This window comes from Polaromonas sp. P2_G11, assembly GCF_056403595.1.
The window spans coordinates 157,918-174,949 of record NZ_JBFUFE010000002.1 but is presented as its reverse complement, the minus strand read 5'-3'; the positions used below and the strand labels follow the sequence as shown (position 1 = coordinate 174,949).

Below are 17,032 nucleotides of genomic sequence, written 5' to 3'. Positions count from 1 at the left end.
GAATTTAAATGTTGCGTTCACTACATTAATGTGGCACATTGCCTCTGTGGCGGCATCGTTTGGCCAGTACATGCAATACCTATCGAGACCGCGCAATGGAAAAATCGGCTCATAAATCGGCAGATCATGAACCCATGAGACATCAACGCGGCCTCTCTAATTCATAACCGTTACTCCGAATAACACCATGAGCGCTTTCAATGAAGAAACTGTGTTGTCCGTCCATCACTGGACTGATCGCCTGTTTACCTTTACCACCACACGCGACACCTCACTGCGCTTTAGCAACGGCCACTTCACCATGATCGGATTAAGGGTCAACGACAAGCCTTTGCTGCGCGCCTACAGCATCGTGAGCCCCAATCATGAAGAGCATCTTGAATTCCTCAGCATCAAGGTCGCGGAAGGTCCCCTGACGTCACGGCTGCAGCACATCAAGGTCGGCGACAAAATCATCGTTGGGCGCAAGCCAACCGGCACACTGGTAATCGATTACCTGCTGCCAGGTAAACGGCTTTACCTGCTCTCGACCGGCACGGGTCTGGCGCCATTCATGAGCATCATCCGGGACCCGGAGACTTACGAACGGTTTGAACAGATCGTGCTGGTCCATGGCGTGCGGCAGGCAGACGAGCTGGCATATCACGACCTGGTTGTGGATCACTTGCCCCAACATGAATTTCTCGGTGAGCTGATCTCCAGGCAGTTGCTGTACTACCCTACCGTTACGCGGGAGGCTTACCGCAACATGGGCCGCGTCACCGACCTGATCGAAAGCGGGAAAATGTTGGCCGACCTGCAGTTGCCGGCACTGGATCCGGCGCATGACCGTGTGATGATCTGCGGCAGTCCCGCGATGCTCAAGGACCTCAAGCACATGCTGGAAGGCAAGGGCTTCATCGAAGGCAATACATCCAAGCCGGGAGATTTTGTGATCGAACGCGCCTTTGCCGAACAGTAGAGATGGCCCGGCGTTTGCCTTCAACTCATTGCATTGCCGTGGGAAATTGCTCCTCACACCTTCTCGCTTGATCACGCATAAACCGCGACTGGATACCTCTACATGACAGCGAAGACGGCCAAAACCATCAAGCCGCGCACTGCCACAACCAAACGCACGGTCGCCAAGCGGCCCGGCGTACGGGAGCAAGCCGCGCAGACCACGCGCGACAACATTTTGCGCGCAGCCACCCGCGTCTTCGCGCGCTATGGGTATGACGGCGGCAGCGTAGAGAAAATATCCAGGTCGGCCAAGTCATTCGACCGCATGATTTATTACTACTTCGGCAGCAAGGAAGGCTTGTTCATCGAAGTGCTGGAAGACATGTACCGCCGCATGAATGATGCCGAGCTCGAGTTGTCACTGGACATCGACCACCCGGTGGAGTCTCTGACGGACGTGATTTGCTTCGTGGTGTCCTACTACAGCAAAAATCCGGAGTTCATCACGCTGCTCAATACGGAAAACCTGCACCGCGGCAAGCACATCGCCAAATCGCAGCGCGCCCGGGATTACTCGTCTCCCGCCATCGCCATCATCCGGCAACTGCTGGAAAGCGGTGTGCGCAAGAAGATTTTCCGGGCAGACATCTCCGCCCGCAATGTCTATCTGCTGATTGCCGCCACCGGCTACTTCTATATCTCGAACCGCCACACGCTGTCAGCCTTCCTCGGCGAAGACCTGCAAACACCTGAGGCGCTGGCGCAATGGCAGGCCTTCATCATCAGCACCGTGCTGCGCACTGTCATGCTGAATCCTTGAGCTCAACCCGACGCATTTGAAAGACCACCCATGGCAGAAGCGGCATCAAGCGGAAAATCAGGAAAGGTCGTCATCAGGAACATTGGCCTGCTGCTCTCCGGAGACATCGACCAACCTATCCTGGACGCGGACACCATCGTCGTGAACGACGGCCTTATCGTGGCTATCGGAAAGGCCAAGGACTGTGATACAGCGCATGCGCAGACCGTGATTGACGCGCACCAGACTTGCGTGGCACCTGGTTTGATCGATAGCCATGTACATCCGGTTTTCGGCGACTGGACGCCGCGCCAGAACCAGATCGGCTGGATTGACTCCACCATGCACGGCGGTGTCACCACCATGATTTCCGCTGGCGAGGTTCACTTGCCGGGGCGTCCCAAGGACATCGTCGGCCTCAAGGCGCTGGCCATAACCGCGCAACGGGCGTTCGACAACTTCCGCCCAGGCGGCGTCAAGGTACTGGCTGGTGCCCCCATCATCGAAAAAGGCATGACCGAACAGGATTTCAAGGACCTTGCCGACGCCGGTGTAACTTTGCTCGGCGAAGTGGGCCTGGGTTCAGTCAAGGCGGGTTACGAGGCCAAGGAAATGGTGGGCTGGGCGCGAAAGTATGGCATCCAGAGCACCATTCACACCGGCGGCCCTTCCATTCCCGGCTCAGGCCTGATTGACAAGGACGTGGTGCTGGAAGCAGACGCCGATGTCATCGGCCATATCAATGGCGGTCATACGGCACTGTCGGAAGCACATGTTTGCGAACTCTGTGAGAAATCATCACGCGCCATTGAAATTGTCCATAACGGCAATGAAAAAGTCGCCATTGCAGCCGCGCAGGCGGCGCTGCAGCTCAAGTGCCCGCACCGCGTCATCCTGGGTACCGACGGGCCGGCCGGGTCCGGTGTCCAGCCGCTGGGTGTGCTGCGCCTTATCGCCCTCCTTTCCAGTCTGGGCAATATCCCGGCGGAGCTGGTTTTTTGCTTTGCCACGGGCAACACCGCGCGCATTCGTAAACTCAATTGCGGCTTAATAGAAACAGGCCGTGATGCCGATCTGGTCTTCATGGACAAAGCCCAGCACTCAGCGGGGCTCAACCTGCTGGACAGTGTGCAACGCGGGGATATTCCCGGCGTTGGCATGGTGATGATTGACGGCCTGGTTCGCTGCGGCCGCAGCCGTAACACCCCGCCGGCCACGCAGATCCCCAGCATTGTTCCGGCCTGATACGCAGGCGCCTGCAACTTGCCATCGCGTTTTCCCCAGACACGATTGCGTCGAGCTAAACGACGGGCAATCCTCTGACGTCGATCTCAAAGACAGCCGACCGGCTACTTCAACAAATATTCGACCCAAACAAAAAAAGCCGGTTAGCGTTAGCTAACCGGCTATCTGATGGTTTTATTGGTCGGTGTGAAAGGATTCGAACCTTCGACCCCTTGCACCCCATGCAAGTGCGCTACCAGGCTGCGCCACACACCGACAAGCCTTTTATTATAGCGTGCCGAAAATGCTTCTCAGTGCCCGGCGCTGAGGAGATCACGAATTTCAAACAACTCGCGCCGTACCAATTGCAGTCGTTGCTGAGCCGCGCTGCCGCTGGGCAAATCCGCGCCCTCCGGCTCGCTGTCTTCAAAGTCCGAGTGGTCACTGGAATCCTCAAAATCCTCCAGCAGGGACTCACCGCCTTCCAGCACTTCTACGCCGTCAAGCATGACTTCACCGTTACGGCGCTTGTCGCGTTCGGTCTGGACAATTTCCTGAAGCTTGTTGCGTGCGCCGCTGATGGTGAAGCCCTGGTCATAGAGCAAATCACGGATCCGGCGGATCATCAGCACCTCATGGTGCTGGTAGTAGCGGCGGTTGCCACGCCTCTTCATCGGGCGTAGCTGCGTGAACTCTTGCTCCCAATAACGGAGCACGTGAGGTTTGACACCGCACAAATCACTGACTTCACCGATGGTGAAATAGCGTTTCGCGGGAATGGGTGGGAGCGTTTTCTCCAATTAAATCAATGCGCTAAGGAGGAAACCTCCAAATCTACTCTAAGTCGAAACTTAGCGCAAAGAGTTGAGCCGGTTTTTTGGCATGTGTTGTTCCGTCACACAGGTGACATTTAATTACAACCACCTACCCGGATACGTAAATCAAGCGGACAAAGCCACCGGGTTTAGTACTTATTCGGCAACAGTTTCGCCCTGGATCTGGTCTTTGAGCTTGTGGCTGGCATGAAATGTCACCACCCTGCGGGCCTCAATGGGGATGGCTTCGCCGGTTCGCGGGTTGCGGCCAGGGCGTGGGGCTTTGGTGCGAATCTGGAAATTACCAAACCCGGAAATTTTCACATCATTTCCGTCCACCAGGCTGTCCGAGATCAGGTCAAAAAACGCGTCGATCATGTCTTTTGATTCGCGTTTGTTGAGCCCGATCTGTTCAAACAGCAACTCGGCCAGATGCGCCTTTGTCAGCGCCGGGGTTTCCAGGCTTTCTACAGAAAAATCCATGCAACGGTACTCCTGGCGACTTTTATTGTGAGCGCTATTCGTGAAAGGTCAGGCCCGCAAGCGGGCACCCAACTGACCTTGCAGATTGTCGAGCACCGACTGAACGGCCGCCTCAATCTCCTCATCTGTCAGTGTAGCGGCGTCGCTCGAAAGCACCAAGCGCACGGCCAGGCTTTTTTCGCCAAGCTGCATGCTCGCGCTTGCCTGCTGCGGCCGATAGACGTCAAACAGCGTCGCGCCCTTGAGCAGGCCCTGCGTGTTTGCACCGTGGATGGCCGACATCAGCGCAGCATGTGTGACGCTTTCGGCCACGATGACGGCGATGTCACGCTCCACCGGCTGGAGCTTACTGACCGGCTTGAACTCCGGCACAAGCCGCTGCAGCACGGCATCAAGCTCCAGCTCAAACAGGAGCGGCGCCTGGGCCAGGTCGTAGCCCTGGCGCCACTGCGGGTGCAACTCGCCCACAAAGCCAATCGGCTTGCCGCCCACGGACACGCTTGCGCAGCGGCCGGGATGCATGGCGGGGTGCACCGCCGGCGCAAAAACGGCCTGAAGCGGTGCAAGCAAAGTCTCCACGTCGCCCTTGACATCGAAGAAATCCACGGCCTTGTCAGGCTGGCTCCAGTTCATCGCCGCCCGAGGGCCGTAGGCCAGGCCAGCCACACGCATGGGCTGGTTGAAGCCTGCCACAGTGGTGTCGGTGTTCTGAACCTGGGTGTCGCGCAGAAAAACGCGGCCCAACTCAAACACGTTCACACGGGGCGCCTTGCGGTCCAGGTTGAACTTGAGCACCTGCAGGAGCGAACCCAGCAGTGAAGAGCGCATCACGCTCATCTGGCTGGCGATGGGATTGAGCAGCTTGATGGGGTTGGGATTACCGGCAAGCTCAAGCTCCCAGCGCTCTTCCACGAAGCTGAAGTTAATGGTTTCCTGGTAACCCAGTGATGCCAGGGCGCGACGCACGCCAAAGGGGCTGCGTTCGGCTTCAGCGCGCAACCTGGCGGTGATGGGGGCCAGCGGCGGTGTTTCGGGGAGCTGGTTGTAACCCACCATGCGCACCACTTCTTCAATCAGGTCTTCTTCGATCTGCAGATCAAAGCGGTAGCTGGGCGGTGTCACGGTCAGCGTGCCCTCGCCTTGCGTCACCGGCAGGCCCAGACGCTGGAGGGCGTCCAGGCATTGCGCCTGCGTGAGGGGCATGCCGATCACCTTGGCTGCACGCGCCACCCTCAAAGTGACTGGCACCGCTTTGGGCACGTTAACCTGCTGGTCGTCCATGGGGCCGCACACCGTTTCCGGTGTGCCGCAGATGTCGATGATCAGCTGGGTGATGCGCTCGATGTGCTCGACGGTCTGCCCGGGATCAACGCCTCGCTCAAAACGGTGGCCTGCGTCAGTCGAAAAGTTATAACGGCGCGAACGGCCAGCGATGGCCTTGGGCCACCAGAAGGCAGCTTCGACGTAGACATGTTTCGTGTCGTCCGAGACGGCGGTCGCATCGCCGCCCATGATGCCGGCCAGCGACTCCACCTGTGCATTGTCGGCAATCACGCCAACTTTTTCGTCAACCGTCACGGTATTGCCGTTGAGCAGCTTGAGCGTCTCGCCGGGCTTGCCCCAGCGGACATCGAGCCCGCCATGGATTTTTTCGAGGTCAAAGATGTGCGAGGGACGGCCCAGCTCGAACATCACGTAGTTGGAGATGTCCACCAGCGCCGTCACGCTGCGCTGGCCGCAGCGCGCCAGGCGATCGACCATCCATTGGGGTGTGGTGGCTTTCGTATTGACGTTGCGCACCACGCGGCCGGAAAAGCGGCCGCACAAATCGGGCGCGCTGATCTTCACCGGCAGTTTCGCGGTGTCGGCGGCAGCCACGGCGGGAATGACCGGTGTCTTCAGCGGTGCACCCGTGAGCGCAGCGACTTCGCGCGCAACACCGTAGACGCTCAGACAATGCGCCAGGTTGGGCGTGAGCTTGAGGGTGAACAGGGTGTCGTCGAGCTTCAAATGCTCACGGATGTCCTGGCCCAGCGGCGCATCGGCCACCAGTTCGAGCAGGCCGCCGTTGTCTTCAGAGAGCTTGAGTTCGCGCGCCGAACACAGCATGCCCTGGCTTTCCACGCCGCGCAGTTTGCCGACCTTGATCAGGAAGGGCTTGCCGTCTTCACCGGGAGGCAACTCGGCGCCGACCAGGGCACATGGCACCTTGATGCCGACGCGGGCGTTGGGTGCACCGCAAACGATGTTGAGCAGGCTGCCCTGCCCCACGTCGACCTGGCAGACGCGCAGGCGGTCGGCATCCGGGTGTTGGACGGCTTCCTTGATTTCGCCAACAACAATCCTGGTGAACGGAGGCGCCACCGGCTTGAGTTCTTCGACCTCCAGGCCGGCCATGGTGAGTGTGTCGGCGAGCTGCTGGGTCGTCAAAGGCGGGTTGCAGAATTCGCGCAACCAGGATTCTGGGAATTGCATGGTCTAACCTTGTTTTTCTTGTTCTTGTAATTTCAGGACTGAAACTGGGAGAGGAAGCGGATGTCGCCGTCGAAGAACAGGCGCAGGTCATTCACGCCGTAGCGCAGCATGGTCAGGCGGTCAGGGCCCATGCCGAAGGCAAAGCCGATGTATTTCTCGGGGTCCAGCCCCATGTTGCGCACCACGTTCGGGTGCACCTGGCCGGAACCGGCGACTTCGAGCCAGCGGCCGGCCAGCGGGCCAGCCTGGAACTGGATGTCGATCTCGGCACTGGGCTCGGTGAAAGGGAAAAAGCTGGGCCTGAAACGCAGCACCAGATCGTCGCTTTCAAAGAAGGTGCGGCAGAAATCGGTGAAGACGAATTTGAGATCCTTGAAGCTCACGTTCTCGCCTATCCACAGGCCCTCGCACTGGTGGAACATGGGCGAGTGGGTGGCATCACTGTCGACACGGTAGGTGCGGCCCGGTGCGATGACGCGAATTTCGGGCATGCGGCCGCCGGCATCGATCAGCGCGCGATGCTTCTTGACATGCTGGACCGCATAGCGGATCTGCATGGGACTGGTGTGGGTGCGCAGCAGGTTGGGCGCGGCCTCGGTGCCGCCCTCGACATAAAAGGTGTCGTGCATCGAACGCGCTGGATGGTCTTCGGGCGTATTGAGCGCGGTGAAATTAAACCAGTCGGTCTCGATCTCGGGGCCTTGGGCCACGTCGAAACCCATGGAGCCAAAAATGCCTTCAATGCGTTCCAGCGTCAGCGAAACGGGATGCAAGCCGCCTTGCGCGCGCTGGCGGCCGGGCAGGCTCACGTCGAACGCTTCGGCTTTCAGTTGTTTTTGCAGCTCGGCATCGGCCAGTGCCTGACGGCGATCGTTCAATGCAGCTTCGATGGCCTGTTTGGCCAGGTTGATGGCGGCACCACGGGATTTTTTTTCTTCCACGCTGAGTGCGGCCATGCCTTTCATCAATTCCGTGACGCGGCCGGTTTTGCCCAGGAACTGCGCCTTGGCGTTTTCCAGGTCGGCGGGCGTGTTGGCCTGCGCAAAACTGGCATGGGCGGTGCTGACCAGTTCCTGGAGGGCATCGGGTTGAGTCATACGTTCTCTTGTTCGAAATACAAAACAGCGAAGGCGCTTTCAGCAGCACTCGTGTTCCGGGAGTACTGCAGAAAGAGCCATGAAAAAGGGCCAGAGCCTTTTCAAGCTCCAGCCCTTTCTTTTCTTGCGCAAGCAGCTATTGATTTAATAGCACCAACACTGCCCGGCTTGAAAATCAGGCAGCCAGCTTGGCTTTCACCTGTTCAACGATGGCGCCGAAAGCGGCGCTGTCATGAATGGCCATGTCGGACAGAACCTTGCGGTCGATCTCGATGCCGGCTTTCTTCAGGCCATTGGCAAACTGGCTGTAAGTCAGGCCGAATGAACGGCTTGCAGCGTTGATACGGGCGATCCACAACTGGCGGAACACGCGTTTCTTGGTACGGCGGTCACGGTAGGCATATTGCCCAGCCTTCATTACCGCTTCTTTGGCGATACGGAAGACATTGCCGCGGCGGCCGCGGAAACCTTTTGCAAGGGCTAAAACTTTTTTGTGGCGGGCGCGAGCCGTTACACCACGTTTGACGCGAGGCATGTGTGTACTCCTTGTTCGTCGTTAATTAAATGCCCTGGCCTGGGAGCATCTGTGCCATGTGACCCATATTGGTCTCATGGACAGTCACCGCACCACGCAGATGGCGTTTGTTTTTGGTGGTCTTCTTGGTCAGGATGTGACGTTTGAAGGCTTGGCCGCGCTTGACGGTACCACCCGGACGAACGCGGAAACGCTTTTTAGCGCCGCTCTTGGTCTTCATTTTGGGCATGTGAATGCTCCTTTTCATTTGTGCTCGTGAGGCGCTGCGAACCTTCCGCAGACTTGATGGCCCCGAGACACTTGTTAAGCGGAAAATCTTTCGACTTCCCGCTGATCGCAAAAGGTTTGACCCCTCCGCTTTTGGAAAGCTGGCTTGCACCTGCTTTCGCAGGAACGCCGCAAAGCGCCCCTTGTCCTTATCCGCTGTCCGCCAGCCTCAGGCTGCGGACTGTGCCGGAGCCGTCTCGGCTGCCGGCTTGGCAGTACCCGGTTTTTTACGACCCGGCGCGATCATCATGACCATCTGCCTGCCTTCAAGCTTGGGGAATTGCTCCACCACAATCAAATCGGCCAACTCATCACGAATACGCGCCAGCAGGGCCAAGCCCAGTTCCTGGTGCGTGATTTCGCGACCGCGAAAACGCAAAGTAATCTTGCATTTGTCGCCCTCTTCCAAGAAGCGCTTGATGTTGCGCAACTTGATGTTGTAGTCCCCATCGTCAGTGCCGGGCCGGAATTTGATTTCCTTGATCTCGATCACTTTTTGCTTGGACTTCGCTTCCGCCGCCTTTTTCTGCTCGGCGTACTTGAACTTGCCGTAATCCATCAACCGGCACACCGGTGGAACCGCTGTGGGGGAGATTTCGACGAGGTCCACATCGGCCTCACCCGCAAGGCGCAAAGCCTCGGTGATGCTGACAATGCCCAGCGGCTCATTGTCTGGCCCGCTCAGACGTACTTCAGGGGCCATGATTTCACGGTTCAAGCGGTGCTTGCGTTCTTCACGGTGACGGCGGTCACGAAATTCAGTAGCGATGGTTCTATCCTTTAACTCTTGCTATAAAAGCTATAGCTGCTTGCGCCCGTCCTGTAAGGACGACAGGCCAAATTCATCAACAATTTTGTTAAAAATCAGGCTTTTTTCGCGATGTCGGAAGCGATCGTTTCAGCGAAGGCTTCGAGAGGCATCACTCCAAGGTCTTTGTTACCCCGGGCGCGCACTGCAACGGCACCTGCCGCTTTCTCCTTGTCGCCTACGACAAGGATATACGGCAGCTTTTTCATCGAGTGCTCCCGTATTTTATACGTAATTTTCTCGTTGCGCAGGTCCAGATTGACCCTAAGCCCTTGATTTTGCAGTGTTTTGGCAACTTCCCGGGCATATTCAGCCTGGGAATCGGTGATATTGAGCACCGAAACCTGCTCGGGAGCCAGCCAGGTCGGCAGCGCGCCGGCATGCTCTTCGATCAAAATCCCGATAAAACGCTCCAGGCTGCCCACAATCGCGCGATGCAGCATCACGGGGCGGTGACGGTTACCGTCTTCGCCCACATATTCGGCGTCCAGACGTTCCGGCATCGAAAAATCGACCTGCATGGTGCCGCACTGCCATTGGCGGCCGATGGCGTCTTTCAGCGTGTATTCGATCTTCGGGCCGTAAAAAGCGCCGTCGCCGGGGGCAATCTCAAACTCGCAACCGGACGCGCGCAGGCTTTCCATCAGCGCATGCTCAGCCTTGTCCCAGCTTTCGTCCGAGCCGATGCGGGCCTCGGGACGCGTGGCGACCTTGTAGATGATGTTCTTGAAGCCGAAATCTGTGTACACCTTTTGTAGCAAGGTCGTGTAGTCCACGCATTCCTTCAGTATCTGATCTTCGGTGCAAAAAATGTGGCCGTCGTCCTGCGTGAAACCGCGCACACGCATGATGCCGTGCAGCCCACCCGAAGGCTCGTTGCGGTGGCATTGGCCGAACTCGCCGTAGCGCAACGGCAGGTCGCGGTAGCTTTTAATGCCCTGCTTGAAGATCAGGATATGGCCGGGGCAGTTCATGGGCTTGAGGGCGTATTCGCGCTTTTCGCTCTCGGTCGTGAACATGTTGTCACGGTACTTGTCCCAATGGCCGGTTTTTTCCCACAGCGTCTTGTCGATGATCTGGGGGCCCTTGACCTCCTGGTAGCCGTTGTCCTGGTAGACCTTGCGCATGTACTGCTCAACGCCCTGCCAGACCGTCCAGCCCTTGGGGTGCCAGAACACCAGGCCAGGTGCATGGTCGTCGATGTGAAAGAGGTCCAGTTCCTTGCCGAGCTTGCGGTGGTCGCGCTTTTCAGCCTCCTCGAGCATCGTCAGATACTGCTGCAGTTCATCCTTGGTGGCCCAGGCCGTGCCGTAAACGCGCTGAAGCATTTCATTGCGGTGATCGCCGCGCCAGTAGGCGCCGGCCACCTTCATGAGCTTGAAGAACTTCAGCTTGCCCGTGCTGGGCACGTGGGGGCCGCGGCACAGGTCTTCAAAAGCGCCTTCACGGTAGAGCGACACATCCTCATTGGCGGGAATGCTCGCAATGATTTCAGCCTTGTAATGCTCGCCTATGCTCTTGAAATGCGCCACGGCTTCATCGCGCGGCAGCACCCGGCGCGTCACTGGCTCATCCCTGGCCGCAAGTTCCGTCATGCGCTTTTCGATCGCCACCAGGTCTTCCGGCGTGAACGGACGCTTGTAGGAGAAATCGTAGAAAAACCCGTTTTCAATCACCGGGCCTATGGTGACCTGCGCATCCGGGAACAGTTCCTTGACGGCGTAGGCCAGCAAGTGGGCCGTGGAATGGCGGATCATGTCCAACCCGTCGGCATCCTTGGCTGTGATGATGGAAACCGAGCTGTCCTTATCAATCAGATAGCTGGTGTCGACCACCTTGCCGTCAACTTTCCCGCCCAAGGCCGCTTTGGCCAGGCCGGTACCGATTGAGGCGGCGACTTCGGCCACCGTGACGGCTTGGGGGTATTCGCGCTTGGAATCATCGGGGAGCGTGATTTGAATCATGTGAATAACTTTTATAAGCAGGCTGAAATCAGAAAAACAAAAAAGCGCGGAACCTGCCGCGCTTTGATGGGGGATATGGATTTAAGCTATGAAATCAGTAGCTAACAATCACCAAGGGGTGCGGACTAGCGCCCTGGATGACTCCAGAAAACGGACGAGGGCGTAGTTCGCGGTGTCATAACCCGAACGATCCTTCCTGTTTCCAGCTTGATTGATTGCATGCGGCTATTTTACGGCAGCTTGCAGATGGCTCGCCGGCCACCTGTTTGCCTCGCGCCACAAAGTCCTATTGCGGTGAGGCCGGCGGCAAAAATCCCAGGCCAAGGCAACGCGGACATTCGGTGATCACCGTTTGTTTTTCGACTTCAAAATGCTCATTGATGTTTTCGCTTTCAATGCGCAGTTCGCCGGTGCCATTGCAATCAGGACAGGGAACACGCTTGAAACCCACGGTTAATTCCGACACGGCAACCTCCTCCGGTTAATCATGCACATCTTGTGTTTTATGTAACAAACTGCACTCTACGCTAAAAAATGCCTGTAAAAAAGCCCGGACAGGCCCTAAGTCCTGTCCGGGCTGAAAAGCTGCGCGTTAAGGGCGCTAGTGTCTGGGTAATCGTCGGTCAGGTGAGATCAGTGGAACTGCTCTTCTTCGGTAGAGCCGGTCAGTGCGGTCACGCTGGATTTGCCGCCCTGAATGGCGGTGGTCACTTCATCGAAGTAACCAGTGCCAACTTCCTGCTGGTGCGACACAAAGGTGTAGCCGCGGTCGCGTGCTGCGAATTCGGGCTCCTGCACCTTCTCGATGTAAGCCGTCATGCCGCGCTTGACGTAGTCTTGCGACAGGTCGTACATGTTGTACCACATGGAGTGAATACCAGCCAACGTGATGAACTGGTACTTGTATCCCATGGCGCCGAGCTCGCGCTGGAACTTGGCGATGGTGGCATCGTCGAGGTTTTTCTTCCAGTTGAAAGACGGCGAGCAGTTGTAGGCCAGCATCTTGCCTGGGTGAACCTTGTGCACAGCATCGGCGAATTTCTTCGCGAAGTCGAGGTCAGGCGTGCCGGTTTCGCACCACACCAGGTCAGCGTAGTGGGCATAGGCGTTGGCACGGGCTACAGCCTGCTCAAGACCCTTGCGCGTCTTGTAGAAGCCTTCGGCCGTGCGTTCGCCGGTCAGGAAAGGCTTGTCGATCTCGTCGTAGTCGGAAGTCAGCAAATCAGCGGCTTCAGCATCGGTGCGGGCAATCACCAGCGTGGGCACGCCGCAGACGTCGGCCGCCATACGCGCAGCGATCAGCTTCTGGCAGGACTCACGGGTGGGCAGCAATACCTTGCCACCCATGTGGCCGCACTTCTTGACGGAAGCCAATTGGTCTTCCCAGTGCACGCCACCTGCGCCAGACTTGATCATGGCCTTCATCAGTTCGAAGGCATTCAGAACACCGCCGAAACCGGCTTCAGCATCCGCGACGATGGGTGCAAAGTAGTCGATGTAGTCTTTGTCGCCGGCATCAATGCCTTTGGAGTGCTGGATCTCGTCTGCACGGCGGAAGGTGTTGTTGATGGTTTCAACGACCTTGGGCACCGAGTCCACCGGGTACAGGGACTGGTCCGGATACATGGCGGAGTAGCTGTTGTTGTCGGCAGCAACTTGCCAGCCCGACAGATAGATGGCTTTGACGCCGGCCTTGACCTGCTGCATGGCCTGGCCGCCAGTGAGTGCACCCAGGCAGTTCACATAAGGCTCGTTGTGCAGCAGATCCCACAGTTTTTCGGCACCGCGGCGGGCCAGCGTGTGTTCGATCGGGAAGGATCCGCGCAGGCGCACCACGTCGGCGGCGCTGTAGCCGCGCTTGATGCCTTTCCAGCGCGGGTTGGTGGCCCAGTCTTTTTCCAGGGCGGAAATTTGCTGGTCGCGGCTCAATTGTTCGGTCAGGGTTTGCGGCATGGTGGGCTCCGTAGGTTGAATAAAGAAATGGCTAATTCGATGGATCAACTTTAAGTCTTCTACAAGACCTTGTGAAGATCTTATGTCTTATATAAGACAAAAATAAAATTCAATAAAATCAATGATATTTATTAAAATTATCGTAATGCAAAATTCAATCTCTCATATTGAGAAATAATTTTGCACTGCAGCATTCGTTAATTCCACATTACGGAATCAATTTATTGAATGATGAAATGTGAAAGGCAGCTTGTATCGATGGCCAAGAGCGCACCTCGGCCCTGACTTTCCTCTCGAGGCCCTCAGACCCTCTGCGAGACTCAGCTAGCGCCACCAGTTCGGTGCAACACCCAATCGCCCAGCGTAATCACCGGTTTTCCGTGAATCCGTTCGGGAGCGATCTCATAGAGGAAACACACCAGTTCCCGCGCGCGCTCCGGTTGGCCAGGCCCGGATACCGGCTCAAGCTGCACCGCCACCTCGCGCTTGGTGTATTCACCGGTCTGCTGCGGCCAGACCTCCTCAATTTCATCCAGCACACGCTCCAGCTCGGGCGCCACGGCATACACCTCTCCCTGCACGGTGCCCGGGCCGGTTAGCGTCAGGCCAGGATAGCTGCCCAGGTGGTGCATCACGCCAGCCACGCTGGCACGCCCTATCCATCGAGGTGGCGGCTGCAAATGGTTGATGTCACGCTGCTCACCCTTGCGCAGGGTGCCGTAAACAAAAACATAACGGACAGGAGATTGAGGCATTGTTTGAGTGTCGTCGCCAGAGTCGTCATTGGATTGTGGGCTGTCCAGGCTGCGTGTAACCGGCAATGCCCCTCTGAAATTAAGGCATGATTTCAACCTCTGCCAGGCCGTTCCCGGCCGGTACAAACGCAGGCCCCCGCACTGGCCCGCACCACAGGAGCCTCCAGTTTAATGAACCGAATCGTGGCCTACGCCTGCCTGGCGCTCAGCATGTCGCTCGTTGGCAGCTACGTGGCGCTTTCCAAACCCCTCGTCATCGCCTTCCCCGTCTTTTTGCTGGCCTGGCTGCGCTTTGGCATCGGTGGCACCGCAATGCTGCATTGGCTGAAAAAACCGGCAGGCGAAGTCCCCATGAGCCGGCAAACCAGCCGACTGCTGTTCCTCGAATCCTTTCTGGGCAATTTCCTCTTTTCCATCTGCATGCTGTTCGGCGTGAGCATGACCAGCGCGGTTGCGGCCGGTGTGATCATGGCTTCCATTCCGGCAGCCGTTGCGCTGATGAGCTGGCTCTTCCTGCGGGAGCGCATCGGTGCGCGCGTATGGGGCGCTATAGCCTGCGCGGTGCTCGGCATTGGCCTTGTTTCGCTATCAAAAAATGAGCTGATTGCGCCCGTCAGCATTGGTCCGGAGGCCGATTTGGCACACAGAAATGCCTGGCTGGGCAATTTGCTGCTGGTGGGCGCGGTTTTATGCGAGGCGGCCTACGCCGTCATCGGCAAGAAGCTGACCGGCGTACTCAGCCCCAAACGCATCACCGCACTGATCAACCTCTGGGGCTTTGCCCTCGTCACCCCTTTCGGCCTCTGGATGGCTTGGGGATTTGACTTTGGCAAGGTGGCGCCCTCCGCGTGGCTGTTGCTGCTGTTTTATTCGCTCGCAGCCAGCGTATGGACGGTCTGGCTCTGGATGACCGGGCTCAGGACGATTCCGGCGAATCAGGCCGGCGTTTTCACCGTATTGCTGCCGGTCAGTGCCGCAGCGGTCGGCGTCATTGTTCTGGGAGAAAAGCTCAATGGCACCCAGATCGGCGCTTTTGCCATCGCGCTGACCGGCGTCGTGCTGGCTACTTTGCCCGGACGGGGTCCGGGAAAGCCTGTTCCGGTCGAGCCGCCGCACTGATTTCGCGGTCCAGCCGCTTTTGCCGGCGCATCACGGAAATGCTGTAGGCAATGATGCCCAACGACACCACCGTGATCAAAATCGTGGCCGCTGCGTAAATCGACGGGTTCACACCGCGGCGGGCGTAGCTGAAGATCACCTGCGGCAAGGTCGTCACGCCGGGCCCTGACAAGAATTCGGAGATCACCACGTCGTCAAACGACAGTGTGAAGGTGAGCAGCCAGGCCGACACCAGTGCCGGTGCAATGCTTGGCAAGGTCACCAGAAAAAACACCTGCACGGGCCGGCAGCCCAGGTCCATGGCGGCCTCTTCAAGGGTGCGGTCCATTTCACTGAGGCGTGACTGGATGACCACCGTGGCGTAGGCCATGCCGAGCAAGGTGTGCCCCGTCACGATGGTGATGAAACCCCGGTCCGGCCAGCCGATGGTGCGCTGCACCGCCACCATCAGCAGCAGCAAGGCCAGGCCGATGATGACCTCGGGCATGACCAGCGGCGCGTTGACCAACCCATAGAACAGCGTACGCCCGGTAAAGCGCAAATAGCGCACCAGTACAAAGGCAGCAAAGCTGCCGAGCACCACCGACAGCGTGCCGGTGATCAGCGCCACCTTGAGGGACAGAAAAAATCCTTCCACCAACCGCGAGTCCGACAGCAGCGCCTCATACCAGCGCGTTGAAAAGCCGGTGAAAACACCGTCTTGCCGGGTGCTGTTGAATGAAAAGACGATGAGGAAAATCAGCGGGATATAGAGGAAAAGGTACACCAGCCCCATCCAGATCCGGCCTATGTTGCCTTCTGCCAGGCGCAGGAAGGTTCTCATGGCTTCTTTCATCTCAGTGGCGTCCTTGCGCGTCACGGTCGCTGCTGGAGCGGTAATAAAAAGCCAGCGGCACCAGGATCAGGAGGATCATCACCACGGCCAGCGCGGATGCGCGCGGCCAGTTGTTGCTGCTGAACATCTCGTCCCACACCACGCGGCCGATCATGATGTTTTCAGCGCCCCCCAGCAGCGACGGAATCACGAACTCGCCGACGCTGGGGATGAAAACCAGCATCGAGCCGGCGATGATCCCGGACTTGCTGAGCGGAACAGTGATCAGCCAGAAAGCCTTCCAGGCGCTGGCGCCCAGATCGTGGGCAGCCTCCAGCAGACGAAAGTCCATCTTCACCAGGTTGGCGTAAAGCGGCAGGATCATGAAGGGGCAGTACACATAAGTCATACCCACCAGCATCGACACATCCGTGTAAAGCATCACCATCGGCTCCTGGATGATGCCCAGGGATAGCAGCAGGTTGTTGAGCACGCCCTGGTCGGCCAGGATGCCCTTCCACGCGTACACGCGCAGCAGGAAGGACGTCCAGAACGGCAGCATGACCAGCATCAGCAAGGCCGGCCGGATCGCTGGCCGCGACCGGGCAATGAAGTACGCAAACGGATAGCCAATCAGCAGGCACGACAGCGTCGTCAGTACCGCGTACTTCAGCGAAGTCTTGTACGCCTCCATGTAGATGGTGTTGCCGAAGCCGCCTGCGGTATCGGCCGCTTTGTCGATGAAGATGGACGCATAGTTGTTGTAGCGCAGCATGACGTGCCAGGACCCCTGCACCGTCTCGATCAGCGGCGCAAAGGGATCCACACCGTTGCCCATGTCCGTGACGCTGATCCGCAGCAGGATCAGGAAAGGCAACACAAAGAACAACAGCAGCCAGACATAGGGCACGCCGATCACGAAGCGTCGCCCCAGGTTGAGTTGAAGCCAGGAATGAATTTTCATCGCGGTAGTGAGATAGCT

The 17,032-nt window shown here is 58.0% G+C and carries 17 protein-coding genes and 1 tRNA gene; 4 read left to right on the top strand and 14 right to left on the bottom strand.

Annotation, left to right across the window (positions count from 1 at the left end):
- Positions 1 to 187 precede the first annotated feature (187 nt).
- The 3 genes from AC1DWQ_RS07450 to AC1DWQ_RS07440 all read left to right on the top strand — a co-directional run bounded on the left by AC1DWQ_RS07450 (position 188) and on the right by AC1DWQ_RS07440 (position 2,986).
- On the top strand, positions 188 to 961 hold the full coding sequence (locus AC1DWQ_RS07450; protein ID WP_457280352.1) for a ferredoxin--NADP reductase: 774 nt from the start codon (positions 188 to 190) through the stop codon (positions 959 to 961).
- 102 nt (positions 962 to 1,063) lie between these two features.
- Entirely contained in the window at positions 1,064 to 1,762 is a 699-nt protein-coding gene (locus tag AC1DWQ_RS07445) for a TetR family transcriptional regulator (protein WP_477669072.1), read from the top strand.
- A gap of 30 nt (positions 1,763 to 1,792) precedes the next feature.
- Positions 1,793 to 2,986 carry an amidohydrolase family protein gene (locus tag AC1DWQ_RS07440; protein ID WP_457280350.1) on the top strand — a complete coding sequence of 398 codons (1,194 nt, stop codon included), beginning with the start codon at positions 1,793 to 1,795 and terminating at the stop codon, positions 2,984 to 2,986.
- A gap of 178 nt (positions 2,987 to 3,164) precedes the next feature.
- Here the strand turns inward: AC1DWQ_RS07440 and AC1DWQ_RS07435 are convergent.
- The 12 genes from AC1DWQ_RS07435 to AC1DWQ_RS07380 all read right to left on the bottom strand — a co-directional run bounded on the left by AC1DWQ_RS07435 (position 3,165) and on the right by AC1DWQ_RS07380 (position 14,117).
- A tRNA-Pro gene (locus AC1DWQ_RS07435) sits at positions 3,165 to 3,241 on the bottom strand.
- Between the two features lie 35 nt (positions 3,242 to 3,276).
- Positions 3,277 to 3,765 carry a MerR family transcriptional regulator gene (locus tag AC1DWQ_RS07430; RefSeq protein WP_457280349.1) on the bottom strand — a complete coding sequence of 163 codons (489 nt, stop codon included), beginning with the start codon at positions 3,763 to 3,765 and terminating at the stop codon, positions 3,277 to 3,279.
- Between the two features lie 171 nt (positions 3,766 to 3,936).
- Positions 3,937 to 4,263, bottom strand: coding sequence for an integration host factor subunit alpha (locus AC1DWQ_RS07425; protein WP_457280348.1), 327 nt, complete (start codon positions 4,261 to 4,263; stop codon positions 3,937 to 3,939).
- Positions 4,264 to 4,311: 48 nt separating this feature from the next.
- Positions 4,312 to 6,738 carry a phenylalanine--tRNA ligase subunit beta gene (pheT, locus tag AC1DWQ_RS07420; protein WP_477669071.1) on the bottom strand — a complete coding sequence of 809 codons (2,427 nt, stop codon included), beginning with the start codon at positions 6,736 to 6,738 and terminating at the stop codon, positions 4,312 to 4,314.
- 32 nt (positions 6,739 to 6,770) lie between these two features.
- Positions 6,771 to 7,835, bottom strand: coding sequence for a phenylalanine--tRNA ligase subunit alpha (pheS, locus tag AC1DWQ_RS07415; protein WP_477669070.1), 1,065 nt, complete (start codon positions 7,833 to 7,835; stop codon positions 6,771 to 6,773).
- A gap of 175 nt (positions 7,836 to 8,010) precedes the next feature.
- The gene (gene rplT, locus AC1DWQ_RS07410) at positions 8,011 to 8,370 is read right to left on the bottom strand and encodes a 50S ribosomal protein L20 (protein WP_348046678.1); all 360 of its coding nucleotides are present in this window, start codon (positions 8,368 to 8,370) and stop codon (positions 8,011 to 8,013) included.
- A 25-nt stretch (positions 8,371 to 8,395) separates the two neighbouring features.
- Entirely contained in the window at positions 8,396 to 8,599 is a 204-nt protein-coding gene (gene rpmI / locus AC1DWQ_RS07405) for a 50S ribosomal protein L35 (protein ID WP_007870723.1), read from the bottom strand.
- A 207-nt stretch (positions 8,600 to 8,806) separates the two neighbouring features.
- Positions 8,807 to 9,406 carry a translation initiation factor IF-3 gene (gene infC / locus AC1DWQ_RS07400; protein ID WP_477669605.1) on the bottom strand — a complete coding sequence of 200 codons (600 nt, stop codon included), beginning with the start codon at positions 9,404 to 9,406 and terminating at the stop codon, positions 8,807 to 8,809.
- 95 nt (positions 9,407 to 9,501) lie between these two features.
- On the bottom strand, positions 9,502 to 11,409 hold the full coding sequence (gene thrS, locus AC1DWQ_RS07395) for a threonine--tRNA ligase (RefSeq protein ID WP_477669069.1): 1,908 nt from the start codon (positions 11,407 to 11,409) through the stop codon (positions 9,502 to 9,504).
- A 286-nt stretch (positions 11,410 to 11,695) separates the two neighbouring features.
- A complete protein-coding gene (locus tag AC1DWQ_RS07390) occupies positions 11,696 to 11,875 on the bottom strand; it encodes a hypothetical protein (protein WP_431095808.1) in 180 nt (59 codons plus the stop codon).
- Positions 11,876 to 12,042: 167 nt separating this feature from the next.
- Complete coding sequence (aceA, locus tag AC1DWQ_RS07385; protein ID WP_457280344.1) at positions 12,043 to 13,362, bottom strand: isocitrate lyase; 1,320 nt, start codon at positions 13,360 to 13,362, stop codon at positions 12,043 to 12,045.
- Positions 13,363 to 13,682: 320 nt separating this feature from the next.
- Positions 13,683 to 14,117, bottom strand: a complete 435-nt coding sequence (locus AC1DWQ_RS07380; protein ID WP_477669068.1) for a gamma-glutamylcyclotransferase family protein — start codon at positions 14,115 to 14,117, stop codon at positions 13,683 to 13,685.
- Between the two features lie 171 nt (positions 14,118 to 14,288).
- Between AC1DWQ_RS07380 and AC1DWQ_RS07375 the strand changes: the two genes are divergently transcribed.
- Positions 14,289 to 15,236 carry a DMT family transporter gene (locus tag AC1DWQ_RS07375; protein ID WP_477669067.1) on the top strand — a complete coding sequence of 316 codons (948 nt, stop codon included), beginning with the start codon at positions 14,289 to 14,291 and terminating at the stop codon, positions 15,234 to 15,236.
- On the opposite strand, the gene AC1DWQ_RS07370 is transcribed toward AC1DWQ_RS07375, so the two are convergent.
- Together AC1DWQ_RS07370 and AC1DWQ_RS07365 are read right to left on the bottom strand one after the other, a co-directional pair.
- Positions 15,181 to 16,059, bottom strand: coding sequence for an ABC transporter permease (locus tag AC1DWQ_RS07370; protein ID WP_477669066.1), 879 nt, complete (start codon positions 16,057 to 16,059; stop codon positions 15,181 to 15,183). The genes AC1DWQ_RS07375 and AC1DWQ_RS07370 overlap by 56 nt on opposite strands.
- A gap of 13 nt (positions 16,060 to 16,072) precedes the next feature.
- On the bottom strand, positions 16,073 to 17,014 hold the full coding sequence (locus AC1DWQ_RS07365; protein ID WP_477669065.1) for an ABC transporter permease: 942 nt from the start codon (positions 17,012 to 17,014) through the stop codon (positions 16,073 to 16,075).
- Positions 17,015 to 17,032: the final 18 nt, after the last annotated feature.